This is a genomic window from Streptomyces sp. NPDC001902 (assembly GCF_042891295.1).
GTDB lineage: Bacteria > Actinomycetota > Actinomycetes > Streptomycetales > Streptomycetaceae > Actinacidiphila.
Genome location: NZ_JBIATA010000021.1, coordinates 114,400 through 136,336, shown reverse-complemented (window position 1 = coordinate 136,336; position 21,937 = coordinate 114,400). Strand labels below are relative to the sequence as shown.

Annotated in this window: 29 protein-coding genes; 19 read left to right on the top strand and 10 right to left on the bottom strand. The window is 72.2% G+C overall.

Features of this window, described 5'->3' with window-relative positions; genetic code table 11:
* Positions 1 to 21: 21 nt before the first annotated feature.
* From ACFYYN_RS29700 to ACFYYN_RS29675, 6 genes are all read right to left on the bottom strand, one after another.
* Entirely contained in the window at positions 22 to 1,557 is a 1,536-nt protein-coding gene (locus tag ACFYYN_RS29700; RefSeq protein ID WP_500548189.1) for a HAMP domain-containing sensor histidine kinase, read from the bottom strand.
* Complete coding sequence (locus tag ACFYYN_RS29695) at positions 1,557 to 2,294, bottom strand: response regulator transcription factor (protein ID WP_500548188.1); 738 nt, start codon at positions 2,292 to 2,294, stop codon at positions 1,557 to 1,559. The genes ACFYYN_RS29700 and ACFYYN_RS29695 overlap by 1 nt, the downstream gene beginning before the upstream one ends.
* Before the next feature lie 73 nt (positions 2,295 to 2,367).
* Positions 2,368 to 2,553, bottom strand: coding sequence for a hypothetical protein (locus tag ACFYYN_RS29690; protein ID WP_499513119.1), 186 nt, complete (start codon positions 2,551 to 2,553; stop codon positions 2,368 to 2,370).
* A gap of 29 nt (positions 2,554 to 2,582) precedes the next feature.
* Complete coding sequence (locus ACFYYN_RS29685) at positions 2,583 to 3,662, bottom strand: S1C family serine protease (protein ID WP_500548187.1); 1,080 nt, start codon at positions 3,660 to 3,662, stop codon at positions 2,583 to 2,585.
* A 176-nt stretch (positions 3,663 to 3,838) separates the two neighbouring features.
* Complete coding sequence (locus tag ACFYYN_RS29680; RefSeq protein WP_500330740.1) at positions 3,839 to 4,861, bottom strand: LacI family DNA-binding transcriptional regulator; 1,023 nt, start codon at positions 4,859 to 4,861, stop codon at positions 3,839 to 3,841.
* 66 nt (positions 4,862 to 4,927) lie between these two features.
* Positions 4,928 to 5,689: a response regulator transcription factor gene (locus tag ACFYYN_RS29675; protein ID WP_500330742.1), complete on the bottom strand. Its 762-nt coding sequence runs from the start codon at positions 5,687 to 5,689 to the stop codon at positions 4,928 to 4,930.
* 178 nt (positions 5,690 to 5,867) lie between these two features.
* Here ACFYYN_RS29675 and ACFYYN_RS29670 point away from each other — a divergent pair, with 178 nt between their 5' ends.
* From ACFYYN_RS29670 to ACFYYN_RS29635, 8 genes are all read left to right on the top strand, one after another.
* Positions 5,868 to 6,710 (top strand): alpha/beta hydrolase, encoded by an 843-nt coding sequence (locus ACFYYN_RS29670; protein ID WP_500330744.1) that lies wholly within the window; start codon positions 5,868 to 5,870, stop codon positions 6,708 to 6,710.
* Positions 6,711 to 6,823: 113 nt separating this feature from the next.
* Positions 6,824 to 7,087, top strand: coding sequence for a MoaD/ThiS family protein (locus ACFYYN_RS29665; protein ID WP_500330746.1), 264 nt, complete (start codon positions 6,824 to 6,826; stop codon positions 7,085 to 7,087).
* 4 nt (positions 7,088 to 7,091) lie between these two features.
* The gene (locus ACFYYN_RS29660) at positions 7,092 to 7,973 is read left to right on the top strand and encodes a hypothetical protein (RefSeq protein ID WP_500548186.1); all 882 of its coding nucleotides are present in this window, start codon (positions 7,092 to 7,094) and stop codon (positions 7,971 to 7,973) included.
* A gap of 57 nt (positions 7,974 to 8,030) precedes the next feature.
* On the top strand, positions 8,031 to 8,744 hold the full coding sequence (locus ACFYYN_RS29655) for an LmeA family phospholipid-binding protein (RefSeq protein ID WP_500548185.1): 714 nt from the start codon (positions 8,031 to 8,033) through the stop codon (positions 8,742 to 8,744).
* 160 nt (positions 8,745 to 8,904) lie between these two features.
* Positions 8,905 to 8,985, top strand: coding sequence for a putative leader peptide (locus ACFYYN_RS29650; RefSeq protein ID WP_360910367.1), 81 nt, complete (start codon positions 8,905 to 8,907; stop codon positions 8,983 to 8,985).
* Positions 8,986 to 9,131: 146 nt separating this feature from the next.
* Complete coding sequence (locus ACFYYN_RS29645; RefSeq protein ID WP_500548184.1) at positions 9,132 to 9,977, top strand: sulfurtransferase; 846 nt, start codon at positions 9,132 to 9,134, stop codon at positions 9,975 to 9,977.
* Positions 9,978 to 10,011: 34 nt separating this feature from the next.
* On the top strand, positions 10,012 to 10,302 hold the full coding sequence (locus ACFYYN_RS29640) for a DUF1416 domain-containing protein (protein WP_500330753.1): 291 nt from the start codon (positions 10,012 to 10,014) through the stop codon (positions 10,300 to 10,302).
* Between the two features lie 122 nt (positions 10,303 to 10,424).
* Positions 10,425 to 10,658 carry a hypothetical protein gene (locus tag ACFYYN_RS29635; RefSeq protein ID WP_499516897.1) on the top strand — a complete coding sequence of 78 codons (234 nt, stop codon included), beginning with the start codon at positions 10,425 to 10,427 and terminating at the stop codon, positions 10,656 to 10,658.
* Positions 10,659 to 10,712: 54 nt separating this feature from the next.
* Here the strand turns inward: ACFYYN_RS29635 and ACFYYN_RS29630 are convergent, their stop codons facing one another.
* Positions 10,713 to 11,075, bottom strand: a complete 363-nt coding sequence (locus ACFYYN_RS29630) for a DsrE family protein (RefSeq protein ID WP_500367610.1) — start codon at positions 11,073 to 11,075, stop codon at positions 10,713 to 10,715.
* A 160-nt stretch (positions 11,076 to 11,235) separates the two neighbouring features.
* On the opposite strand from ACFYYN_RS29630, the gene ACFYYN_RS29625 reads away from it, so the two are divergent.
* The 7 genes from ACFYYN_RS29625 (at position 11,236) to ygfZ (ending at position 17,160) form a co-directional block, all read left to right on the top strand.
* Positions 11,236 to 11,946: a hypothetical protein gene (locus ACFYYN_RS29625; protein WP_500548183.1), complete on the top strand. Its 711-nt coding sequence runs from the start codon at positions 11,236 to 11,238 to the stop codon at positions 11,944 to 11,946.
* A gap of 163 nt (positions 11,947 to 12,109) precedes the next feature.
* Complete coding sequence (locus ACFYYN_RS29620; protein ID WP_500548182.1) at positions 12,110 to 12,814, top strand: hypothetical protein; 705 nt, start codon at positions 12,110 to 12,112, stop codon at positions 12,812 to 12,814.
* On the top strand, positions 12,811 to 13,761 hold the full coding sequence (locus tag ACFYYN_RS29615; protein WP_500548181.1) for a hypothetical protein: 951 nt from the start codon (positions 12,811 to 12,813) through the stop codon (positions 13,759 to 13,761). The genes ACFYYN_RS29620 and ACFYYN_RS29615 overlap by 4 nt, the downstream gene beginning before the upstream one ends.
* On the top strand, positions 13,758 to 14,828 hold the full coding sequence (locus tag ACFYYN_RS29610) for a hypothetical protein (RefSeq protein ID WP_500548180.1): 1,071 nt from the start codon (positions 13,758 to 13,760) through the stop codon (positions 14,826 to 14,828). Before ACFYYN_RS29615 ends, ACFYYN_RS29610 begins: the two co-directional genes overlap by 4 nt.
* 245 nt (positions 14,829 to 15,073) lie before the next feature.
* Positions 15,074 to 15,637 carry a heme-binding beta-barrel domain-containing protein gene (locus tag ACFYYN_RS29605; RefSeq protein WP_500367599.1) on the top strand — a complete coding sequence of 188 codons (564 nt, stop codon included), beginning with the start codon at positions 15,074 to 15,076 and terminating at the stop codon, positions 15,635 to 15,637.
* Positions 15,638 to 15,716: 79 nt separating this feature from the next.
* The gene (locus ACFYYN_RS29600; protein ID WP_500330766.1) at positions 15,717 to 16,169 is read left to right on the top strand and encodes a Fur family transcriptional regulator; all 453 of its coding nucleotides are present in this window, start codon (positions 15,717 to 15,719) and stop codon (positions 16,167 to 16,169) included.
* 10 nt (positions 16,170 to 16,179) lie between these two features.
* Entirely contained in the window at positions 16,180 to 17,160 is a 981-nt protein-coding gene (gene ygfZ, locus ACFYYN_RS29595) for a CAF17-like 4Fe-4S cluster assembly/insertion protein YgfZ (protein ID WP_500548179.1), read from the top strand.
* A gap of 10 nt (positions 17,161 to 17,170) precedes the next feature.
* On the opposite strand, the gene dtd is transcribed toward ygfZ, so the two are convergent.
* Complete coding sequence (gene dtd / locus ACFYYN_RS29590) at positions 17,171 to 17,596, bottom strand: D-aminoacyl-tRNA deacylase (RefSeq protein ID WP_500367595.1); 426 nt, start codon at positions 17,594 to 17,596, stop codon at positions 17,171 to 17,173.
* 171 nt (positions 17,597 to 17,767) lie between these two features.
* Here dtd and ACFYYN_RS29585 point away from each other — a divergent pair, with 171 nt between their 5' ends.
* Both ACFYYN_RS29585 and ACFYYN_RS29580 read left to right on the top strand, forming a co-directional pair.
* Positions 17,768 to 18,340 carry an RsiG family protein gene (locus ACFYYN_RS29585; RefSeq protein ID WP_500330772.1) on the top strand — a complete coding sequence of 191 codons (573 nt, stop codon included), beginning with the start codon at positions 17,768 to 17,770 and terminating at the stop codon, positions 18,338 to 18,340.
* Between the two features lie 58 nt (positions 18,341 to 18,398).
* A complete protein-coding gene (locus tag ACFYYN_RS29580) occupies positions 18,399 to 19,640 on the top strand; it encodes a GNAT family N-acetyltransferase (protein WP_500548178.1) in 1,242 nt (413 codons plus the stop codon).
* Positions 19,641 to 19,646: 6 nt separating this feature from the next.
* Here ACFYYN_RS29580 and ACFYYN_RS29575 read toward each other — a convergent pair whose 3' ends face one another.
* Together ACFYYN_RS29575 and ACFYYN_RS29570 are read right to left on the bottom strand one after the other, a co-directional pair.
* Positions 19,647 to 19,826, bottom strand: coding sequence for a hypothetical protein (locus ACFYYN_RS29575; RefSeq protein ID WP_500335069.1), 180 nt, complete (start codon positions 19,824 to 19,826; stop codon positions 19,647 to 19,649).
* A 58-nt stretch (positions 19,827 to 19,884) separates the two neighbouring features.
* A complete protein-coding gene (locus tag ACFYYN_RS29570; RefSeq protein WP_392614338.1) occupies positions 19,885 to 20,052 on the bottom strand; it encodes a hypothetical protein in 168 nt (55 codons plus the stop codon).
* 337 nt (positions 20,053 to 20,389) lie between these two features.
* Between ACFYYN_RS29570 and ACFYYN_RS29565 the strand changes: the two genes are divergently transcribed.
* Together ACFYYN_RS29565 and ACFYYN_RS29560 are read left to right on the top strand one after the other, a co-directional pair.
* Complete coding sequence (locus ACFYYN_RS29565; protein WP_500548177.1) at positions 20,390 to 21,250, top strand: winged helix-turn-helix domain-containing protein; 861 nt, start codon at positions 20,390 to 20,392, stop codon at positions 21,248 to 21,250.
* On the top strand, positions 21,223 to 21,915 hold the full coding sequence (locus ACFYYN_RS29560) for an HAD family hydrolase (protein WP_500548176.1): 693 nt from the start codon (positions 21,223 to 21,225) through the stop codon (positions 21,913 to 21,915). The genes ACFYYN_RS29565 and ACFYYN_RS29560 overlap by 28 nt, the downstream gene beginning before the upstream one ends.
* Positions 21,916 to 21,937: the final 22 nt, after the last annotated feature.

The window sequence follows — 21,937 nt, the reverse complement described above, 5'->3', positions numbered from 1 at the left end:
TGCCAACGGTCTCAGACGGCCTCAGACGGTCTCGGGTGTCCCGGGCATCTCCGGTGTCCCGGGCGTCTCCGGTGTCCCGGGCGTCTCCGGTGTCCCGGGCGTCTCCGGTGTCCCGGGCGTCCGGGGCGGCGGGGTCTGCGCCCCGGGCAGTCGTACGACCGCCACGGTGCCGCCGCCCTGCGCGGGGTGCAGGGCGATGGTGCCGCCGAGCTGCTGCACCGTACGGGCCACGATCGACAGGCCGAGGCCCGAGCCGGGCAGGCTGCGGGCGGAGGCCGAACGCCAGAAGCGCTCGAACACGTGCGGCAGGTCCTCCGGTGGGATGCCCGGGCCGTGGTCCCTGACCGTGAGCTCGCCGCCGTGCAGGTCGACCTCGATCGTGCCGGCCGGCGGGCTGAACTTCACGGCGTTGTCCAGGAGGTTGATCACCGCCCGTTCCAGGGCGGACGGTTCGGCCCGCAGGTACCAGGGGGCCAGCTCGGTGGTGATCTTCAGGTCGGGGCCGGTACGGCGCCGCGCCCGCTCCAGCGCCGCCTCCACGACCTCGTGGAACGCCACGGTCTGCGAGGGCGACCCGCCGGGTGCCGCGTCCGGACGGGACAGCTCCTGCAGATCGCCGATGAGCGTGGCCAGTTCGCTTATCTGGGCCTTCACCGACAGCATCAGCTCCCGGCGGTCCTCCGGGGGCAGTTCCCGGCCGGTCAGCTCGCTGCGTTCCAGCAGTTCGATGTTGGTGCGCAGGGAGGTGAGCGGGGTGCGCAGTTCATGACCGGCGTCCGCGATCAGCTGCTGCTGCAGCTCGCGGGAGGAGGACAGCGCGGCCGTCATGGAGTTGAAGGAGGCCGAGAGCCGGGCGATCTCGTCGCGGCCCTCGACGGGGATGCGGACGCTCAGGTCCTCGGTACGGGCGACGTGCTCCACGGTGTCGGTGAGCCGGTCCACCGGCTTCAGCCCCGCGCGGGCCACCCCGAGTCCGGCGACGCTGGCGCCGACCACCCCTATCCCGCTGACGGCCAGCAGGATCACGGCCAGGGTGTTCAGCGGCCCGGTCACCTCGCTGAGCGGGCGGCCGACGGAGATCGCGGCCCGCTCGGTCTGATGGCGGGAGTACTCGATCTGGGCGGGCCGCGTCAGCACCCGCATCTCCGTGCCGTCCTTCGTGGTCACGGTCTGCAGCGACTCCGACGCGTCACCCCGGACCACGGCCAGGTCGGCCTCGCTCACCGGGAGCATCTCGTCGCCGAGCACCCAGCACCCCGTGCCGTCCTCGGTGACGAGCAGCACGGACGAGTGGTTGGGGTTGAAGGCGAGCGCCCCGTCGGACGTGTCGTTCTGGGGCTTGCTCAGGCATCCGTAGTCCACGAGCACGCTCCGGGCGGCGGGGGCCGCGTTGCCCGGCGCGCGCAGCGACTCGTCCAGCTGGTCCATCAGCTGCTTCTGCACGATGAACCAGCAGGCCAGCGCGCACGCGGCCACGGCGGCCGCCACGGCGGCCGCGGTGAGGATCGCCAGCCGGGACCGCAGCGGCAGGGAGCGGAAGCGCGGGATGCGCGGCATCAGCCCTTGCCCTCCGCGGAGCGCAGCACGTAGCCGACGCCCCGCACGGTGTGGACCAGGCGGGGCAGGCTGCCGGACTCGGTCTTGCGCCGCAGGTACATGACGTACACGTCCAGGGAGTTGGAGCTCGGCTCGAAGTCGAAGCCCCAGACCGCCTTGAGGATCTGCTCCCGGGTGAGCACCTGGCGCGGGTGCGCGAGGAACATCTCCAGCAGGGTGTACTCGGTGCGGGTCAGCTCGACCGGCACGCCGGCCCGGGTGACCTCGCGGGTCGAGGTGTCCATCCGCAGGTCCCCGAAGGACAGCACGCCCTCCTCGCCGTGGTCGCCGCCCGGCACCGTCGCGTACGCGCTGCGCCGCAGCAGCGCCCGCAGCCGGGCCAGCAGTTCGTCCAGCTCGAAGGGCTTGACGAGGTAGTCGTCGGCGCCCGCGTCGAGACCGGTGACCCGGTCGCCCACCGTGTCGCGGGCGGTGAGCATGAGGATCGGTGTGGTGGTGCCGCCGGACCGGAGCCTGCGGGCGGTGGTGAGGCCGTCCATGCGCGGCATGAGGACGTCGAGGACGATCGCGTCGGGCCGGTAGGAGGCGACCTGGTCCAGGGCGGCCAGGCCGTCCTCCGCCAGCTCGGTCTCGTATCCCTCGAAGGCGAGGCTGCGCCGGAGTGCTTCGCGGACCGCGGGCTCGTCGTCCACGATCAGGATGCGGGCGGGGGCCTCGCCGTTCTCGCCGGGGCTCAATGGTCTTCCACCTCGCGGGATGGGGGTCGGGGGCGGTGGGTGCCGCCGGGGGTGCGGTGGGGTGCTCCGGTTCTTAGCCTCGCACGGCGGCGAGGCGGTGGGCCGCAATCGCCCGGCGGGCGTAGCGGCGCGCGTACCGGCGGGTGGTCGCGATCTCCGGCTCGCGGGCGGCCGGCTCCCGGTAGGGGATCAGCGCGCGGTCGGAGGGGCCGGACGGGACTCCGGCGGGGTGGAGGGAGGTGCTCAGGAAGACGTTCATGGTGCCCACGTCCCTTCGGTGCGGTGCGGTCAGCTGTCGCCGCCGCCGTTGCGCAGGGTGTCGAGGTCTGCCTTGAGGGTGTTCACGGGGATGGCGAAGCCGAGGCCGACGCTGCCGGCCTGGCCGGAGGAGGAGGAAGCGGCGGAGTACATGGCCGAGTTGATGCCGATGATCTCGCCGTTCATGTTGATCAGGGCGCCACCGGAGTTCCCGGGGTTGAGCGAGGCGTCGGTCTGGATCGCCTTGTACGTGGTCGTGGACGGGCCGACGTCGCCGTTGTACTGGCCGCCGCCGAACTCGAACGGCCACCGGCCGGTGCCGCCGCCGGGTCGCTGTCCCTGGCCCTGGCCGGTGGAGATGGTCACGTCGCGGTCGAGCGCGGAGACGATGCCGCTGGTGACCGTGCCCGTCAGGCCCTCGGGCGAGCCGATGGCGACGACCTGGTCGCCGACCGAGACCCGGCTGGAGTCGCCCAGCGACGCGACCGGCAGGCCGCTCACGCCCTCGGCCTTCACCAGCGCGAGGTCCTTGCCGCCGTCGGTGCCGACGACGGCCGCGGTGACCGTCTTGCCGGAGCTGAAGGTGACCTTGACCGAGTCCGCTCCGGAGACGACGTGGTTGTTGGTGACGATCTCACCGTCACCGGTGACGACCACGCCCGAGCCGGTCGACTGCCCGGCGCCGGACGTCGCGCTGATCTCCACGATGCTCGGGCTGACGGCGGCGGCCACGGCCGCGACGCCGGTGCTGCCCGAACTGCTGGTGCCGATCACCTTGGTCGTGGTGCCCGCCACGGACGGCGAGGTGGTCGCCCGCCCCACCAGGGCGGCCGTCCCGCCGCCGATCAGCGCGGACACCAGCGCCACGGAGGCGACCAGGGCCACGGGCCGTCGCCTGCGTTGCCTGGGGATCCCGGTCGCGGGCGCCGGCATCGGCGTGGGCTGCGGCTGGGGCTGGGGCTGGGGCTGGGGCTGCGAGGCGTAGGGCGCCGGGTGACCGTACGGGACGTGCGGCTCGTACGGCGGCCGGGACGGGTACCCGCCGGCGCCGGGGGACTGCTGCGGCTGCCGCGGGTCGTAGGCGTCGTCGTGACGGGTGCTCTCGTTCATGCCTATGACTGTGCTCGCCGAACATGAGAGCTTCCTGAGCGTGACCTGAGAACCGGGGCAGAGTTCCGTATGCCCGATATAAAGAACGAAGCGCCAGGTCAGGGCCTACGCTTACACGGCCCGTAGACAGGTCGCCGGTCGCGGCGGGCGGGGGCCCGCCGCGACCGGCGGAACGGTCAGTGGCAGCCGCAGCTGCGCCGCACGACCAGCCGGGACGGGAACTGCCGCAGCCGCTCCCGCCGCGAGCCGGAGACCCGCAGCCCGTCGTCCAGCACCAGGTCCACCGCCGCACGGGCCATCGCCTCGCGGTCCGAGGCCACCGTCGTCAGCGGCGGGTCGGTGAGCGCCGCCTCCTTGACGTCGTCGAAGCCGGCCACGGCCAGCTCGCCCGGCACGTCGATCCGCAGTTCGCGGGCCGCCCGCAGCACGCCGATGGCCTGGTCGTCGGTGGCGCACACGATCGCCGTCGGCCGGCCCGGCCGGGAGAGCAGCTCCAGGCCGACCTTGTAGGCGTCGTAGCGGTTGTACGGGGTGGAGTACAGGCGGCCCTCGACGGAGCGCCCGGCCTCCTGCATCGCGCGGCGCCAGCCCTCGACGTGGTCGGTGACGGGGTCGCCGGACTTCGGGGTGGCCTCGGTGCCGCCGAGGCAGGCCACGAACTCGTGACCGTGCTCCAGCAGGTGCCGGGTGGCGAGCTGGGCGCCGCCGACGTCGTCCGTCACGACCGCGACGTCGTCGATCGCCTCGGGCCGCCGGTGCATCAGCACGACCCGCGCGTCCCAGGCGTCGATCTCCGTCGCCGCGTGCTCGCTGAGGCCCTGGCTGATGAGGATCAGCCCGGAGACCCGCATGCCGAGGAAGGCACGCAGGTAGTGCACCTCGCGCTCGTCGAGGTAGTCCGAGTTGCCGACCAGCACCATCTTGCCGCGCTCGGCGGCCGCCCTCTCGACGGCGTGCGCCATCTCCGCGAAGAACGGCTGCCGGGCGTCCGGCACGATCAGGCCTATGAGGTCCGTGCGACGGCTCGCCATCGCCTGGGCCACCCGGTCGGGGCGGTAGCCCAGTTGTTTGATCGCCGCGAGGACACGCTCGCGGGTGGCCGGTGCGACCGGCCGGGGTCCGTTGTTGATGACGTAGCTGACGACTGCGGTCGAGGTTCCCGCAAGCCTTGCCACATCGTCACGCGTCACCTTTGCCACGGGCCGAGTCTACGCGGGTACACCCGCGCGTCCCACCGTCTGTCCACAGGCGTGACCACCGCGTGATCAGCCGTTCCGGGAGGCGGTGACGGCCGTCCCCTGCCCGGGTGCCTCCTCGGCCGGCGACGGTGCCGGCTCCTCCGCCGTCCGCTCGCCCTTCTCCGGGGTGACGAAGCGGTAGCCGACGTTGCGGACGGTGCCGATCAGGGACTCGTGCTCGGGACCGAGCTTGGCGCGCAGCCGCCGTACGTGCACGTCCACGGTGCGCGTGCCGCCGAAGTAGTCGTAGCCCCAGACCTCCTGCAGGAGCTGGGCGCGGGTGAAGACCCGGCCCGGGTGCTGCGCGAGGTACTTGAGCAGCTCGAACTCCTTGAAGGTCAGGTCCAGGACCCGGCCCTTGAGCTTCGCGCTGTACGTGGCCTCGTCGACCGACAGGTCCCCGTTGCGGATCTCCATCGGGCTGTCGTCGACGCTGATCTGCTGCCGGCCCATCGCCAGCCGCAGCCGCGCCTCGACCTCGGCGGGCCCCGCGGTGTCCAGCAGGACGTCGTCGATGCCCCAGTCCGCGGTGACGGCCGCCAGGCCGCCCTCGGTGACCACCAGGACCAGCGGGCAGCCGGGTCCGGTGGAGCGCAGCAGCTGGCACAGCGAGCGGACCTGCGGCAGGTCGCGGCGGCCGTCGATGAGGATCACGTCGGCGCCGGGGGTGTCCACCAGCGCGGGGCCCTCGGCCGGGGCCACCCGTACGTTGTGCAGCAGCAGTCCGAGCGCGGGGAGCACCTCGGTGGACGGCTGGAGTGCGTTGGTCAGGAGGAGGAGAGAGCTCACCGGCCGCTCCTGTCGTTCATCGTCCGGTCATGCGTGTTCCGCTTGCCCATTGCGACCCTCCTCGGTCCCTGCGAGGACGTGTGCGTCCGCCGACGTGTGCGCTCCGGTCGCCCGGAAAGCACGAAAGGACCCGGGGGCGACGCTGCCCGGATCCTCTTGACCCAAGAGAATAGCCCACATGGAGTCGGTAAGTGAGTCCGCGGTTGCGCGGTCGTGTGTCCCGTCGATCATTTCCGGTGGGTTGCGAGCGGTGCTGACGGCCGAGGACCGGGTGCCGATCGACGCCGCGTACCTGCCCGGAGCGACGCCCGGAGGGCTCGCGATCGTGGTCGCGCACGGCTTCACCGGCGCCCTGGAGCGGCCGGCCGTGCGCCGCGCGGCGGAGATCTTCGCGCGGGTGGACGGCGTCGGCGGTGTGGTGACCTTCTCCTTCCGGGGGCACGGCCGCTCGGGCGGGCGCTCCACGGTCGGCGACCGCGAGGTCTGGGACCTGGACGCCGCGGTGCGCTGGGCACGGCGGCTGGGCCACCCCGCGGTGGCCTCGGTGGGCTTCTCCATGGGCGGTTCCGTCGTCCTGCGGCATGCGGGGCGCAAACCGGCGCACGACGGGGCGCACGTTGACGCCGTGGTCTCGGTGAGTGCGCCCGCGCGCTGGTACTACCGGGGTACGGCGCCGATGCGCCGGGTCCACTGGGCCATCACCCGCCCCGCCGGACGCCTGGTCTCCCGGGGGCTGCTGCACACGCGCATCCACGACAAGGACTGGGACCCCGTGCCCGTGCCCCCGGTCGAGGCGGTGCGGTCCATCGCGCCCACCCCGCTGCTCATCGTGCACGGCGACCGGGACGGCTACTTCCCGCTCGACCACCCGCTCTCCCTCGCCGACGCCGCGGGCGACGCAGCCGAGCTGTGGATCGAGCCCGGATTCGGCCACGCCGAGAACGCCGCGGCGCCCGCCCTCCTGCACCGCGTCGCGGTGTGGGCGGCCGAACGGGTCCGCCCCACCGGCACGCCCGGCTGACCCCGCGGCCCGCACCTCCGGGCCCGCACACTCGGGCCCGGCCACCTCGCGGCGCCGTCGCTGCGCCATCATGGACGGCGGCAGGACCCGCACGGGCGAACGGAAGGACCGCTATGGCGGCACACGGAACCATCCGGTATTGGGCCGCGGCCAAGGCCGCCGCCGGCGCCGCGGAGGAGCCGTACCGGGAGGGCACCCTCGCCGAGGCGCTGGACGCGGCGCGCGAGCGCCACGCGTCGCGCCCCGAGTTCGCCCGCGTACTGGCGAACTGTTCGTTCCTGGTCGACGGGAACCCCGTCGGCACCCGGGACCACACCGGGGTGCGGCTGGCCGACGGCGGCACCGTCGAGGTGCTCCCGCCGTTCGCGGGAGGATGAGCACGTGACCGACAACCACGACTGGTACGACCGCGGCGCGGGCGCGATGCCCGCGCACGACGCCACCGCCGTCCTCCCGCCCGTCGGGGGCGCCCCGCAGCCGCCCCCGGACGGTGGCCGCGCCGCCCGGCGCCGGCAGGCGTCCCGCACGGGCTCGCCGATCATCGCTCCCGGCATGCAGCCCGCCCTCGTCACGGCCGCCCTGGCGCTGCTGCTGGCCGGCGGGGCGCTGCTGGGCCGCCCCGCGCTCGCCGCCGCGGGCGTGGTGCTGCAGGCGGTCACCGCGGCCGGCTGGTTCCGGCTGAACGGCATGTGGCCGGCGAGGCAGGGCATCGTGCTGGCCTTCCTCGCGGGCGTCACCGCCGAGGCCGCGGTGCTGATCGACGGGGCGGACAACGCCCCGGCCGTGATCGTCGGCACCCTCGGCGTCTGGCTGCTGCTCGTCCTCGTCCTGCAGCTGCGCCACCGCGGCAGTCCCGAGGAGCGGCTCTCCTCGCTGACCGCGACCACCGCCTCGACGCTCATCACGATCCTGGCCACCGGGTTCCTGGCGACCACGGCGGACCCGCGGGGCACCGACGCCGTGGTGACCGCGGTGATCGCGGTCGCCGTCGCGACGCTCGCCCGGGCGATCCCGCTGCCCGGCGTCGTCTCCGTGGTCGTGGCGCTCGCCGCCGCCACCGGCAGCGGCATCGCCCTCGGACAGCTGGAGACCTCCGACGCGGCCCTGGTCGCGCTGGCCGCCGGGGTGTGCGCGCTGATCGGCCTGCGGGTGGCCAGCTACGACTTCCCGTCCCGGTTCGTCCACTTCACGGCGGGTGTGGCGCTGCCGCTGACCGCCGCGGCGCCGGGCGTCTACGTCATGGCCCGGGCACTGCTGGGCTGACACACGGGCTGACACACCGACTAGGGTCGGTCCGAACACCGACTCGGGGGTTGTCTCATGCGTGCTCTGAAGGTCCTGCTCGTCCTCGTCGTGCTCCTCGGCGGCCTGTTCGTCGCGGCGGACCGGATCGCCGTGCACTTCGCGGAGTCCGAGGCGGCGGACCGGGCGCAGACCACGCTGGGGCTGACCTCCCCGCCGGGGATCGACATCAAGGGTTTCCCGTTCCTCACGCAGGTGCTGGCGAAGAAGCTGGACGACGTCGCGGTGACGGCGGACGGCGTGCAGGCCGCCGGCACCGGCGGGCAGACGCTGCGCGTCACCCGCTTCCAGGCCGACCTGCACGGGGTGGACCTGGGCAGCGGCTTCAGCAGCGCGGTCGCCGACACCGCCGAGGGCACCGCCCTCGTCAGCTACGAGGACCTCGCCAAGGCCGCCCCGAGCGGCGTGACCATCGGTTACGGGGGCACCTCGGCGGACGGCAAGGGCCAGATCAAGGTGGGGGTCGAGGTCTCCACCCCGGTCGGCTCGGTCAAGCGCAGCGTGGTGAGCGGGATCAGCCTGGCCGGCAAGGACAGCATCAAGCTGAGCGCGGGCAAGATACCGGACCTGGACTCGCTTCCCCCGGTCGTGGAGGAGCTGGTCCGCGAGCGGATCGACTTCACCCGCGAGCTGTCGGGCCTGCCGGAGGGCATCGAGCTCACGTCGGTGAGCGTGAACGCCGACGGCATCAGCATCGCGGCGACGGGCAAGAAGGTCGTTCTCGCCCAGTGAGACGAGGGTGTCCGCTCCGCAGTCGGGGCGGCACCAGGCAGGGGCGGGGCGGCCGCGCGGCAGCCCGGCACCTGATGTTCATCTCGCAGTACGGACAATCTTATCTCGGGATACGGACCGCCGGTGACACCGGCCGGTCCCCTTCCCTACGATCGAGCCCATGAAGCGACAGGCGGATCTCACGAAGCGGCGGGCAGTCGACCTGTGCCGTGTCGCCGCCATGCTCTGTCGCATCCCGTAGGGGCCCCCGCGCCGTCTTCCGGCGCCGCACGCGGCCCCGCCCTTCCCCGCGCAAAAGCCGCGACGCGCCCGTGCAGCGCAGCCCGGCACCTGTGCGCACCCGTCCGTGCGCCGAGACATCCGCAACTGCCCCGGAGGAGAACAGCAATGAGCCGCAGTGACGTCCTGGTGGACGCCGACTGGGTCCAGGCCCGGATCGACGACCCGAAGGTGGTCATCGTCGAGGTCGACGAGGACACGTCGGCGTACGACAAGAACCACATCAAGAACGCCGTCCGGATCGACTGGAAGACCGACCTCCAGGACCCGGTGCGCCGTGACTTCGTCGACCAGGCCGGCTTCGAGAAGCTGCTGTCGGAGAAGGGCATCGCCAACGACGACACCGTCGTGCTCTACGGCGGCAACAACAACTGGTTCGCGTCCTACGCCTACTGGTACTTCAAGCTCTACGGCCACCAGGACGTCAAGCTCCTCGACGGCGGCCGGAAGAAGTGGGAGCTGGACTCCCGCGACCTGGTCGACGGCTCCGAGGTGCCCGTCCGCCCGGCCACGCAGTACACGGCCCAGGCCCAGGACGCCTCGATCCGCGCCTTCCGCGACGACGTGGTCGCCGCCATCGGCAGCCTCAACCTCGTCGACGTCCGCTCGCCCGACGAGTTCTCCGGGAAGCTGCTCGCCCCGGCGCACCTGCCGCAGGAGCAGTCGCAGCGCCCGGGCCACGTCCCGACCGCCCGCAACATCCCGTGGTCGAAGTCGGCCAACGACGACGGCACCTTCAAGTCGGACGACGAGCTGAAGGAGCTGTACGAGGGCGAGGGCGTGGACCTGGCCAAGGACACCATCGCCTACTGCCGCATCGGCGAGCGCTCCGCGCACACCTGGTTCGTGCTGCACGAGCTGCTCGGCCAGCCCAACGTCAAGAACTACGACGGTTCCTGGACCGAGTACGGCTCCCTCGTCGGCGTGCCGATCGAGCTCGGCGCCGCCAAGTAAGCCCCCCAGACCCCCGACCCGGAGGAACAGCACCATGTGTGGAGCGAAGACCGGCGGCCCGGACCTGGCCGGCATCGACGTGGCGACCGAGACGATCATCCAGGGTTCCGTGACCCGCGACGGCGAGCCGGTGACCGGCTACGTCCGGCTGCTGGACGGCGGCGGCGAGTTCACGGCCGAGGTCCCGACCTCGGCGACCGGCCAGTTCCGCTTCTTCGCGGCCCCGGGCTCGTGGACGCTGCGCGCCCTCGTGCCGGGCGCGACGGTGGACCGTTCCGTCGTGGCCCGACAGGGCGACCTCACCGAGGTCGCCATCGCCGTCTGACCCGGCGACCGCGCGTACGGAGAAGGGCCGCAATCCCACCGGGCCACCGAGTGGGAGTGCGGCCCTTCGGGTCGTACCGTGGAAGGGTGTCCACGAGGCGGCGTCGTCGCTGGTATTACGCCATGATGGGCAGTTGCGTGCTGCTCTTCGTCCTGGCGTGGAGCCTTGTGCGCCTGTGGTCGGTGCCGGTGGCCGTCGGGATGTGCGTGGTGGCCATGGTCATCCCGCCGATCGCCGCCGTCGTGGCGAACCGCAGGGGCCCGGACGAACACTGGTGGGACGAGACCGGCGACCCCAAGTCCGACGAGTGGTGGCGCGAGCTGGACCGCCGCGACGACCACCGCGACCAGCGCTGACGCCCGGGGGAGCCGCGCCCGCGCGCCGCGCCGCGTTCCGCCCGGCCCGGCGGCTCAGTAGACGAGCGCCTGCGTGCCGTCGGCCATGGCCTCGCTGACGAAGACCTGCGCACCGGCGATCCGGATGCCGTCCAGCACGTCCTTCTCCGTGATGTCCCGGCGCGCCGCGCACTGCGTGCACAGCGTGATCCGGCCGCCCGCCAGGATCCCCTCGATCAGCTCGGGCAGCGGCGCGGCGTGCGGCAGCTCGAACTCCGCGGCCCGTCCCGGCAGCGCGAACCACGAGGACTCGCCGGTCAGCCAGAGCGACACCTCGACGCCGCTGGCGACCGCCACCGCCGCCACCGTGAACGCCTGGGAGCAGCGTTCGGGAGCGTCCGCACCTGCGGTTACCTTGATCACGAGCTTCTTCGCCATGGTCATACCCTAGGGTGGCCCGTCTCACAGGAAAAACACTGGGAGCGTTTACCGGCGCTCGGCATAATGCGTTCGCCGCCTAGGTGCGATCAGCGTGCCGGCCGCGGATTTCTGCCCGGGGGGGCTTGTGGAAGCGCGTACCGATTCGCGTACCGGCGTCGTGATCGCCACGATCGTCGGACTTGTTGTGCTCGCGACATTGACCGCGGGGGCCGTCGTGGCGTTCGGCTCCTCGTCGTCGTCCGCGTCCGCGTCGCCGGGCGGGGCCGAGCCGAGCAGCCGGGGTCCGGAGACGGCGGACCCCGCGACGCCGTCACCGACGGCGTCCCCGAGCCGCCGAGCGACGGCGACGCCCTCGCCCGCCGGCACCCTCAAGGGCTCCGTGGACGACGGGAAGCACCGCGGCGACCTGCGCTACTTCCTGCTCGTCCCGCCGGCGGACGCCGAGGTCTACGGCGACGAGGAGGGCACCGAGCTCTCCCGTTCCGAGGTCGCCGACTCCGCCGACGTGAAGCAGGCCCTGGCCACCTACGGCTTCAAGGCGGCGGCCCAGCGGACCTACCTCACCGGGGACGGCGAGTACGAGGTCTCCGCGCAGCTCGTCCGCTTCGCGAGCGCCGGCTCCGCCACCGGCTACTACAACGCCTTCTACTACCAGGGCACGCGGCTCACGCTCCCCGCGTCGGGCAGCCCCGCCAAGGCCTACCGGCTGTCGTCCTCCTCCGCCGAGAGCACCGGCTCGGTGATCGTCCTGTCCCACCAGGGCGACGTGCACGTCACCCTCTCGGTCACGGGGGCGAAGACCCCCGGCAAGGCCCTGCTCGCCCGGCTCCTCGACCAGCAGTACCGGCGCCTGAAGACCGGCCGCTGAGCCGCACACCGAAGTCACCGGCCGGCCCGCGCGCCGGCCGCACCCAACCACGGACACACCAGTGGAGAACCCTTTGTCCCAGGACACCCCCGTACCGGAACAGGACGCCCCTGTTCCGGACGGGCCCCCCGTCCGCCCGCCGCGCAGACGTGGCCGGACCACCATGCTGATCGCCTGCGCGGCGGTCCTCGGCGTCCTCGCGGGCGCCGGCGTCGGGTACCAGATCCAGTACGACCGCCCCGCGACGCCGCTCCCCCCGCTCGCCCAGCCGAAGCTCCCGCAGCCCAAGGGCGCCGCCCCCGCGGCGAAGCCGCTCGCGGCGGCCGAGGACACGCTGCCCAAGTACGACGGGGACCTGCGCAAGCTGCTGGTGAAGAAGCCGAAGGGCGCCAAGGACCTCGACGGCACGTTCGGCGAGGACCACTGGCTCTCGCTGTACGACTACGCCGACACCTACGAGGAACCGGACAGCATGTTCAGCGAGCTGAACAGCAACGACTTCCGGAGGGCGGCCGTCTCCATCTGGCGGACCGGTGGCTACGCCACGTCCGTCACCACCGAGGTCCACCTGATCCAGTTCCGCGACGAGGCGGACACCTACACCGACGAGATGCTCGCGGGTCAGCAGGGCTACATGGCCGGGAAGAAGTACGCGGGCAACAAGGGGACGGCCATCCCCGGCGCCTTCGACGGCAGGGCGTGGGTGTACTCCAAGCCCTGGACGAAGGCGGGCTACCTGCCCATGTACACGGCGCGCGCCCTGGCCCGCAAGGGCACGGTCATGATGGACATCTGGGTGCACTCGGACCGGCCGATCAAGAAGTCCACCATCATGTCCCTGGCCGAGCGGCAGTGGGAGCGGCTGTGAGCGACGAGAACACCCCTGTCCCGGCGGAGCCGCAGCAGCCGCAGCCCGAGGCCCGCCCCGAGGCCCGCCCCGAGGCCCCGGCGGCCCGGCCCGAGCCGCAGCCGGACCAGCCGGAGGGCCAGTCGGCCGGGCCCGAGGCCCGGCCGGCACCGCTCGCCGGGCTTCCGCCCGCGGACGGGACCACCGGGCCGGAGGCCGCCCCCGCGCCCCGCCGCGGCCGCCGTGGCCTCGCCCTGGGCATCGCGGCCGCGCTGGTCGCCGTCGTCGCGGGCGGTGGCATCGGCGTCGCCGTGCTGCAGCACCAGAAGGACGACGGCAAGCAGGCGAGCCCGCGGACCTGGAAGGCCCCCGAGCCGAAGAAGACCGGCGAGTACGGCAGCCAGTCCGGCGGCAGCCACTACGGCGCGCTCGGCAAGCTGCTGCTGCCCGTGCCCGATGCGTACCTGCCGGGCCCGGACGTCGGCGAGTACGGCAACGACGCGGAGTTCACCGGCAAGGAGGCCGTGGCCGTCTTCGAGGGCGACCTCGCCGGACTGCCGAAGAAGCAGCGGGACCGTCTGCACAAGGCCGTGGCGGGGCTGCACATCCAGGGCGTGGGTCTGCGGACGTACCGCGAGGTGTCGGGCGAGGCCGTCTTCGAGACGCAGATCGTCCAGATGAAGAACAAGCGCGCGGCGCGCGCCGGCACCGAGTTCTTCACCGAGTTCACCAAGGCGCTCGGAGTCTTCAGGAACGGGCCGAAGATCGAGGGCCACGCCAAGGCGCGCTGCGTCCTGCCGCCCAAGAAGCCCGGCGCGAAGCTCGACGCCATGATCTGCGAGGCGACCGAGGGCGATCTGACCATCCGCATGTCCGTCTCGGGCTCCTCGCCGCTGAAGAAGGACGACGCCGCGGATCTGTTCAAGCAGCAGCTCGACCGCGTACAGGACCCGGGAGAGGCCGCATGACCGAGCAGACCCAGAGCGACGACGTGACGATCCCCGCGCAGACCGCCGCCCCGGCGGAGGAGACCCTCACGGACGCCGCCCCCGCGGCGGCTCCCTCCGGGGACGACGCGGCGGAGGCCGTGCCTGCGGAGGCCGCCGGGCCCGTCGTCGCCGAAGCCACGACGGAGCCCGCGTCGACGGTGAACGCCCCGGTGCAGCCCTCGCCGGTGGACGCCACCTCCGCGGCGGACGCCCCGGTGGAGCCCGTGCCCGCCGAGGTGGTCTCCGAGGCCGTCTCCGCGGAGCCTGCCGCACCCCGCCCGCGGAAGCGGCTGCGGGAGCGCAGGGGGCTGCGCGCCGCCGTGCGGTGGACCGCCGCCGTCGTGGCGTTCGCGGCCCTCGGCGGGGCCGCGGCGTACGCCGTCACGCAGCCCGAGCGGACCGAGATCCCGGGTCTGCGGACCCCGGACGACGGCCGGTGGACCTACCCCGCCCTGAAGCTGCCCAAGCTGCCGGCCGGGGCGCCCCGGCCGCTGGACGGGGACCACAACCCGCCCCGCCGGCACTACGCGGACATCCGCACCCTGCTGCTGCCGGCGCCCGCCGGGGCCAAGGTCGACAAGACCTTCCCGGGCGCCACGGGGTGGCTGCCGACCCGCGACTTCCTGGAGGTCTTCCGCGAGGACGACCGCAAGAAGCTGACCGGGAAGCTCGAGCAGAACACCCTCCGGCACATCGCCGCCCGCGCCTGGACCATGGGCGACGGCACCCGCGCGGAGGTCTACCTGCTGCAGTTCGCGACCTGGGGGTACTCGAGCGACGTCAAGGACGCGCTCATCGACGACGGCACCCTCGCCAAGGCCGAGGCGGCCGACTACGACACGGACTGGGATTCGACGTCGCTCGACGACTCCGACCTGCACCTGTCCCTCTACGACGAGGACAAGCCGCGCGGCGCCGAGCACGTCCGGTACGGCTACGTCCAGTCCGGCGACGTCGTGGCCATGGTCGTGCTCTCCAAGGCCGGGACCCAGCCGGCCGTCCCGTTCCACCAGGCCGTGCTGCTGCAGGCGCAGCTGCTCGGCTGACGAGGGCACCGGGACATCGGGGGCGGGCGCGGCGCGTGGGGCGGACCTCACGCGGCCGCGCCCGCACCCGACCACTAGACTCGTAGCTGGCCCACCGGGCCGCCGACCGTCCGCGCCTGCCCGAGGAGCACGCTCGTGAGCGCCATTGAGTTCTTCTTCGACACCCTGCTCGTCCTGGTCTGCCTTGGCGTCATCGCGTTCTCCGCTCTGGCCGTGAAGAAGCTCTACCAGGGACAGCGCTGAACATGATCGAGATCCCCTCCGACCTGCATCCCGAGCTGGTCCCGCTCGCCTTCCTCCTGGGCACCTGGGAGGGCGCGGGCGTCTTCGACTTCCCCGGCGCCGAGAAGTGCAACTTCGGGCAGGAAGTGATCTTCAGCCACGACGGGCGGCCGTTCCTGGAGTACACCTCCAAGTCCTGGGTGCTGGACGCCGAGGGCAAGCCGGTGAAGCCGCTGGAGAGCGAGTCGGGCTTCTGGCGGATCGACAAGGACCGCAAGGTCGAGATCACCATGACCCGCGACGACGGCGTGATCGAGATCTGGTACGGCGAGCTCGCCGAGGGCAAGCCGCAGATCGACCTGGTCACCGACGCCGTGGCCCGGCTCGGCGACGCGCCCCCGTACAGCGGCGGCAAGCGCCTGTACGGCTACGTCAAGAGCGACCTGATGTGGGTGGGCGAGAAGGCCACCCCCGAGGTGCCGCTGCGCCCCTACATGTCGGCGCACCTGAAGAAGGTCGTCAACCCCAGCGAGTGGGCGAAGGACCTCAAGGACCTCCCGGACGACGGCATCGCCTTCTTCCGCTGAGCCGCCCCGCGGGCCCCGCGCGACCCCCGAGGGGGATCACGACTCCGTGATCCCCCCTTCCCTTGCCTAGACTGTCCTCGTGGTCACCACGGACTGGAAGAGCGACCTGAGGCAGCGCGGCTACCGGCTGACGCCGCAGCGGCAGCTTGTCCTGGAGGCGGTCGACACGCTGGAGCACGCGACGCCGGACGACATCCTGACCGAGGTGCGCAGGACCGCCTCGGGCGTCAACATCTCCACGGTCTACCGCACCCTGGAGCTCCTGGAGGAACTGGGCCTGGTCAGCCACGCCCACCTCGGGCACGGCGCCCCCACCTACCACCTCGCCGACCGGCACCACCACATGCACCTGGTCTGCCGGGACTGCGAGTCGGTCATCGAGGCCGACGTGTCCGTCGCCGAGCCGCTGACCGCGCGGCTGCGCGAGACGTACGGCTTCGAGACCGACATGAAGCACTTCGCGATCTTCGGCCGGTGCGCGGACTGCGCGGGGAGGCCCCGAACGCCTGAGGGTTCAAGTAACCGGACGTAGGCTGGTGGGCATGCAGCGACAAACAACGACCAGTCCCCTGCTGTCGCTCCCCGGCGCCGTTCCCGCGGAAGGCCCCGACGAGGGAGTCGCCGCGCACTACGGAGACCTCTTCCGCGAGCAGCGCGCCCTGGCGGACGGCAACGGATTCGTCGACCTCTCCCACCGTGGCGTCGTCGCCGTCACCGGCCAGGACCGCCTCGCGTGGCTCCACCTGCTGCTCACCCAGCACGTCAGCGACCTCCCGCCCGGCCGGGCCACCGAGGCGCTGGTCCTCTCCGCCCACGGCCACATCGAGCACGCCCTCTACCTCGTCGACGACGGCACGGCCACCTGGATGCACGTCGAGCCCGGCACGCAGGCCGAGCTGATCGCGTACCTGGAGAGCATGAAGTTCTTCTACCAGGTCGACGTCTCGGACCGGACCGGCGAATACGCCGTCGTGCACCTGCCGGCGGGCAGCATCGCCGCCGTCCCCGGGGACTGGCCGGTGCGCGAGGTCCCGTACGGCCGCGACGTGTTCGTGCCGCGCGGCGAACTGGAGGCCCTCGCCCGGCAGGTCGGCACCCCCGTCGGCGTGCTGGCCCTGGAGGCCCTGCGGATCGAAGGGCACCGGCCGCGGCTCGGTCTGGAGACCGACCACCGCACCATCCCGCACGAGCTGGGCTGGCTGGACACCGCCGTCCACCTGGACAAGGGCTGCTACCGCGGCCAGGAGACCGTCGCCCGGGTGCACAACCTCGGCCGGCCGCCGCGCCGCCTGGTCTTCCTCCACCTCGACGGCAGCGAGGTCAAGCTGCCCGGCCACGGCGCGCCCGTACGGCTCGCCGCGGACGGACCGGACGGCCGCCCGGTCGGCACCGTCACCTCCTCCGCCCGGCACTGGGAACTCGGCCCGATCGCCCTCGCCGTGATCAAGCGCAACACCCCGGTGGACGCGGTGCTGCTCGCGGACGGGACGGCGGCGAACCAGGAGACGGTCGTCGAGCCCTGAGGGGCGCGCCTCACATCTCCAGCACGACCGTGAACGGGCCGTCGTTCGTGAGCGAGACCTTCATCTCCGCTCCGAAGCGGCCCGTCTCCACGTGCGCGCCCAGCGCCCGCAGTTGTGCCACCACCTCGTCCACCAGCGGCTCGGCGACCGGGCCGGGCGCCGCCGCGTTCCAGGTGGGGCGGCGCCCCTTGCGGGCGTCACCGTAGAGGGTGAACTGGGAGATCACGAGCAGCGGCGCGGCGATGTCCGAGCAGGACTTCTCCCCGGGCAGGATGCGCAGCCCCCACAGCTTCCGCGCCAGCTGGGCCGCCTTCTCCGCGGTGTCGTCGTGCGTCACCCCCACCAGCACGCACAGGCCGGGACCGACGATCTCGCCGACCGTCTCGCCGTCCACCACGACACTCGCTTCGCTCACCCGCTGGGCCACCGCACGCATGCCGCCATTGTCCCGGGTCGGCGGGGGCGCGCGGCACCCGGGCCGTACGCCCGCTTGGACTCACGCACAACTGTCCGGAGCCGCCGTTCGGGTGCAGGTGCCTGCGCGACGCAGTTACTCGGTGGCACGATCGAGATCTGCCCGACGTGGGGGACGAGGGGACGGACAGCGATGAAGCACAGCATCACGACCGGCACGGCGGAAGGCGATCGCATGCTCAAGGCACCGGGCCCGCGCTCCCCCCTCACCGCCGGCACCCCCCAGCCCGACTTCGCCGACCTCACCCTCGAAGGGCTGCGCACCGCGCGCCGCGAGGCCCAGCTGGAGGAGGCCGACCTCTCCTACCTGCGACGGCTCCTCCAGGGCCGGATCGACATCCTCCGCGCCGAACTCGCCCGGCGCACCGCCCCGGACGCACCCGTGCTCGACCGGCTCTCCGAGATCCTCACCGACACCCCGTCCCGACACCGCACCTCCGCCCGCCACGTCACCCTGGGCACCCCGCACAGCGAGCGCTACCGGCAGCTCGCCGAGGAGATGCTCGCCGAGGTCCAGCTCTCCGACCTCGAGGCCCGCACCGACCAGGAACTCCACGACGCGATGGGCCGGCTGGTCCGGCACGAGCAGCAGGTCTCCCGCTGCCGGCAGTCCCTGCAGCGGACGGTCGACGGCTGCAGCACCGAGATCGCCCGCCGCTACCGTGAGGGCGAGGCCCGGGTCGAGGACCTGCTGGCGGGGGACTGACGGCGACGCGGCGAAAACGGGATGCGGCCGGGCCGGGGGTCCGCCTACCGTGCGGGGCATGAGCCTTGAGGTCCGTACGATCGGCGAGTCCGACTTCCCCGGCTGGCTGCGCGCCGTCAACACCGGCTTCCACCGGCCGCCGTCGGTGACCGAGGAGGAGATCGCCCTCCGCCGCTCCCAGACGGACCTGGACCGCACCCAGGGCGCGTTCGACGAGGGCCGCTGCGTGGCCACCTTCCGCAGCATGCCCCGTGAACTCACCGTGCCCGGCGGCGCGGTGCTGCCCGCCTCGGCGATCACCAACGTCTCCGTCACCGCCACGCACCGCCGCCGCGGCCTCGCCTCCCGCATGATGGCCGCGGAACTCGACGCCTCCGTGCGCCGCGGCGAGCCGGTCGCGATCCTCGTCGCCGCCGAGTACCGGATCTACGGCCGCTTCGGGTTCGGCCCCGCCGCGGGGGTCACCGAATGGGAGGTCGACACCGCCCGCGCGGGCCGCCCCCAGGGAGCGCCGTCCGACAGCGGCCGCATCGACCTGGCGGACCCGTCCGAGGTCCTCAAGCTCGGCCCCCAGCTGCACGACCGGGTGCGACTGCGCCATCCCGGCGCGATCAACCGCACCGAGCGCTTCTGGGAGTACGCCACGGGGACGGTGGTCAACCCCGCCTTCCCCTGGAAGGAACCGATCTTCGTCCTCTACCGCGACGCCTCCGGACGCGTCGACGGCCTGGCCGCGTACACGGCCGAGGACACCTGGCACGGGATGTTCCCGAAGGTCCCGCTCACCGTGCGGGAGTTGCTCGCCGCCACCCCCGAGGCCGAACGCGCCCTGTGGCGCTACCTGCTCGCCATCGACTGGGTCGCCACCGTACGCACCGGCTTCCGCGGCCCGGACGACGTCCTGCCGTTGCTGCTCGGTGACCCGCGCGCCGCCCACGTCCACTCCACCAGCGACTTCCTGTGGCTGCGCCTGCTGGACGTCCCCCGCGCCCTGTCCGCCCGCACCTACGCGGCCCCGGGCTCGGTCGTCCTCGACGTCGCCGACCCCGACGGCCACGCCGCCGGCCGCTTCCGCCTCGAAGCCGCCGCCGACGGCACCGCCACCGCCGAGGCGGCCCCCTCCGCCGCCCCGGACGTCTCCCTCACCGCCGCCGCCCTCGCCTCCCTCTACCTCGGCGACGAGTCCGCGGCCCGCCTGACCATCACCGGCGGCGCCGCGGAATCCCGCCCGGGCGGCGTGGCCCGCCTCGACGCGCTGTTCCGCACCGCGCGCAGGCCGTGGCCGATCGACACGTTCTAGCCGTTGTCAGTGGTGTCCGTAGGACACCAGCACCAGGAGGACGAGTACCCCGCCGACGCACATCGCATAGCTGGAACGGGCCTTGAACCCGGCACCCACCAGCAGTACGCCCAGCCCCATCAACGGCCCGTACTGCCACGCCAGGTACTGCTCCAGCAGTGCCGCCGTCACATGGCTCCACAGCATGACCCACCCCCTTCCCAGGTGGCCGACCGCAAGGCGCGGGCCCGCTGCCGCCCTGGCCCTACTGGGCCAGGAGCAGCGCGATCACCGCGAGTCCGACGCACGTGAACGTCGTGTTCCGGGCCTTGTGGCCCACCGTGAACAGTCCGACGGCGAAGGCGCCGGCCGCGCCGTACCGCCACTGGACGAGCTGCTCGAACGCGAAGGCACACAGAGCGATAGCGGGCATAGCGATTCACTCCTTCGAGGCGCGTGGGATCGATCCCTCCGCGCGTAGCGCGCGGAGGGAGCAGATTTGACCCGTGGGTCGGCATGTGGCTGAGCGCAAGCGTGGTGCTGCTGATGCGTGCGAAGCGTCGTGGCGCTGCACTCTCAGCCGCGGTCATCCCCGGCGCGTCGTCGGGACGGAGAGGCTGCGGCCCCCGATGGCGTCAACTGGTCCAACTTGACTGGCGGCCAGACCAGTTGACTGCATTCCTCTACGGTCATGTTGCCGCTGACTGCAGATCACTAAACTCCATGCAGTCAACTCCACTTGCCTGGCGTGAAGCTGTAGTGTGGGTCACGTGAGCAACGACCGCACTGCCGGTGGGCCCAGGCGCGAGTACGAGCGCGTGGCCGATGCGTTGCGTCACGAAATCGAGGGCGGCGACATCGCCACGGGTGAACAACTCCCCACGCATGCCGAGCTGGTGGATCGCTTCGACGTCTCCCGCGCCACCGTCCAGAAGGCGATCAAGGCGCTCGAGGGCAAGGGCTACGTGGAGTCGGCCCAGGGCAAGGGGGTCTTCGCGCGCGACTGGCGTAAGTCCGCCGTTGCTGCCCATGCCAACGGGACCGCCACGGCGACGGTGGAAGCCGGCAGCGTGGAACTGGACGACGCCATCGCGGAGGCTTTCGAGGCGGAGCACGTCACGATCGATGCGTACTGCCTGACCGCCGAGTCGCTCAACGCGGCCATCGTGCCGCAGGTCAAACGGATCATCCGCGGCGAAATCCGGCCGTCCTCGATCCACCTGCGCCTGCTGCTGCCGCGCACCGACGTACGGCTGGCCGTTCCGCGCAACGTCGAGGACCCCGACGACGAGCGCCCCATGGCGCGGCTCACAGATCTGTCCGCGGCCCACACTCGAGCCCTGAGAAACCTGGAGAACCTGGCCGGTCAGGGCGCCGTACCCGAGGTGAAGGTCGAGGTACGCCTGGTTCCGGTCACACCTCTGCACAAGCTCTACCTGATCAATGAAGACCTGGCCCTCGACGGCATGTACGTCGTCACGGACAACGTCATCAACGTCGACGATGCGACCATCAAAATCCATGACGTCCTGGGTGTCGGGGCCAAGCTTTACCCGCAGCCACGGGAACGTGTGGAACTCTCTCAGGAGTGGTTCGACTCTCTGTGGACGAGGCTAGCCAAGCCCGCCTGACATCCGTCGGCATCGAATGCGTCCTGCTGGACTTCGATGGCCCGATCTGCCGCCTCTTCGCCGGGCATCCCGCCTCTGTGGCCGCCTCGCGACTCAAGGAGCGGCTCGGCGACATGTCGCTGCTCCCGCCCGAACTGGCCGGCACGGATGATCCGCACGGGCTGCTGTGGGCGATCGCCACGGGGCCCGGCCGCAACGCGCACGAGGTGAGCGCCGAACTGAACGCCCTCCTGGCGAAGGAGGAGGTCGTGGCGGCCGGATCCGCGACGATCACGCCTGGTGCGGTGGACCTTGTCCGCGGCCTGCGGGCCCGGGGCCTGCACCTCGGGGTGGTCAGCAACAACGGATACGAGGCGATTCGCAACGTCCTCCTCGCGACGCACCTGCTGGAGTTGTTCGACGGGCCGATCATCGGCCGCCCCGATGATGCCCGGCTCATGAAGCCCGATGCCTTCATGCTGCGAGAAGCGGTGAAACGGCTCGGCGCGAAGCCCGAACACTGCCTGTTCGTGGGGGATTCCTGGCGGGACGCCGAGGCTTCACGACGAGCCGACGTCAATTTTGTCGGCTATGCGAAGAGTGCACGCAAGGGACGTGAGATGACGAAGGCAAATGCCAAGTGGGTCGTTTCGCGGATGCAGGACGTGATGGGTTTGTTGCCGTGAGTCGCCGAAGTGGTGTCGTCGT

Excerpts from the sequence above, each read along its gene's own strand:
- ACFYYN_RS29585 (WP_500330772.1), top strand. The coding sequence starts at position 17,768 with ATGAAGCACAGCATCACGACCGGCACGGCGGAAGGCGATCGCATGCTC.
- dtd (WP_500367595.1), bottom strand. The coding sequence starts at position 17,596 with ATGCGTGCGGTGGCCCAGCGGGTGAGCGAAGCGAGTGTCGTGGTGGAC.
- ACFYYN_RS29670 (WP_500330744.1), top strand. The coding sequence starts at position 5,868 with ATGGAGTCGGTAAGTGAGTCCGCGGTTGCGCGGTCGTGTGTCCCGTCG.
- ACFYYN_RS29605 (WP_500367599.1), top strand. The coding sequence starts at position 15,074 with ATGATCGAGATCCCCTCCGACCTGCATCCCGAGCTGGTCCCGCTCGCC.
- ACFYYN_RS29650 (WP_360910367.1), top strand. The coding sequence starts at position 8,905 with ATGAAGCGACAGGCGGATCTCACGAAGCGGCGGGCAGTCGACCTGTGC.
- ACFYYN_RS29645 (WP_500548184.1), top strand. The coding sequence starts at position 9,132 with ATGAGCCGCAGTGACGTCCTGGTGGACGCCGACTGGGTCCAGGCCCGG.
- ACFYYN_RS29655 (WP_500548185.1), top strand. The coding sequence starts at position 8,031 with ATGCGTGCTCTGAAGGTCCTGCTCGTCCTCGTCGTGCTCCTCGGCGGC.
- ACFYYN_RS29580 (WP_500548178.1), top strand. The coding sequence starts at position 18,399 with ATGAGCCTTGAGGTCCGTACGATCGGCGAGTCCGACTTCCCCGGCTGG.
- ACFYYN_RS29690 (WP_499513119.1), bottom strand. The coding sequence starts at position 2,553 with ATGAACGTCTTCCTGAGCACCTCCCTCCACCCCGCCGGAGTCCCGTCC.
- ACFYYN_RS29610 (WP_500548180.1), top strand. The coding sequence starts at position 13,758 with ATGACCGAGCAGACCCAGAGCGACGACGTGACGATCCCCGCGCAGACC.
- ACFYYN_RS29700 (WP_500548189.1), bottom strand. The coding sequence starts at position 1,557 with ATGCCGCGCATCCCGCGCTTCCGCTCCCTGCCGCTGCGGTCCCGGCTG.
- ACFYYN_RS29620 (WP_500548182.1), top strand. The coding sequence starts at position 12,110 with ATGCTGATCGCCTGCGCGGCGGTCCTCGGCGTCCTCGCGGGCGCCGGC.
- ACFYYN_RS29570 (WP_392614338.1), bottom strand. The coding sequence starts at position 20,052 with ATGCCCGCTATCGCTCTGTGTGCCTTCGCGTTCGAGCAGCTCGTCCAG.
- ACFYYN_RS29665 (WP_500330746.1), top strand. The coding sequence starts at position 6,824 with ATGGCGGCACACGGAACCATCCGGTATTGGGCCGCGGCCAAGGCCGCC.
- ygfZ (WP_500548179.1), top strand. The coding sequence starts at position 16,180 with ATGCAGCGACAAACAACGACCAGTCCCCTGCTGTCGCTCCCCGGCGCC.
- ACFYYN_RS29575 (WP_500335069.1), bottom strand. The coding sequence starts at position 19,826 with ATGCTGTGGAGCCATGTGACGGCGGCACTGCTGGAGCAGTACCTGGCG.
- ACFYYN_RS29640 (WP_500330753.1), top strand. The coding sequence starts at position 10,012 with ATGTGTGGAGCGAAGACCGGCGGCCCGGACCTGGCCGGCATCGACGTG.
- ACFYYN_RS29635 (WP_499516897.1), top strand. The coding sequence starts at position 10,425 with ATGATGGGCAGTTGCGTGCTGCTCTTCGTCCTGGCGTGGAGCCTTGTG.
- ACFYYN_RS29630 (WP_500367610.1), bottom strand. The coding sequence starts at position 11,075 with ATGGCGAAGAAGCTCGTGATCAAGGTAACCGCAGGTGCGGACGCTCCC.
- ACFYYN_RS29685 (WP_500548187.1), bottom strand. The coding sequence starts at position 3,662 with ATGAACGAGAGCACCCGTCACGACGACGCCTACGACCCGCGGCAGCCG.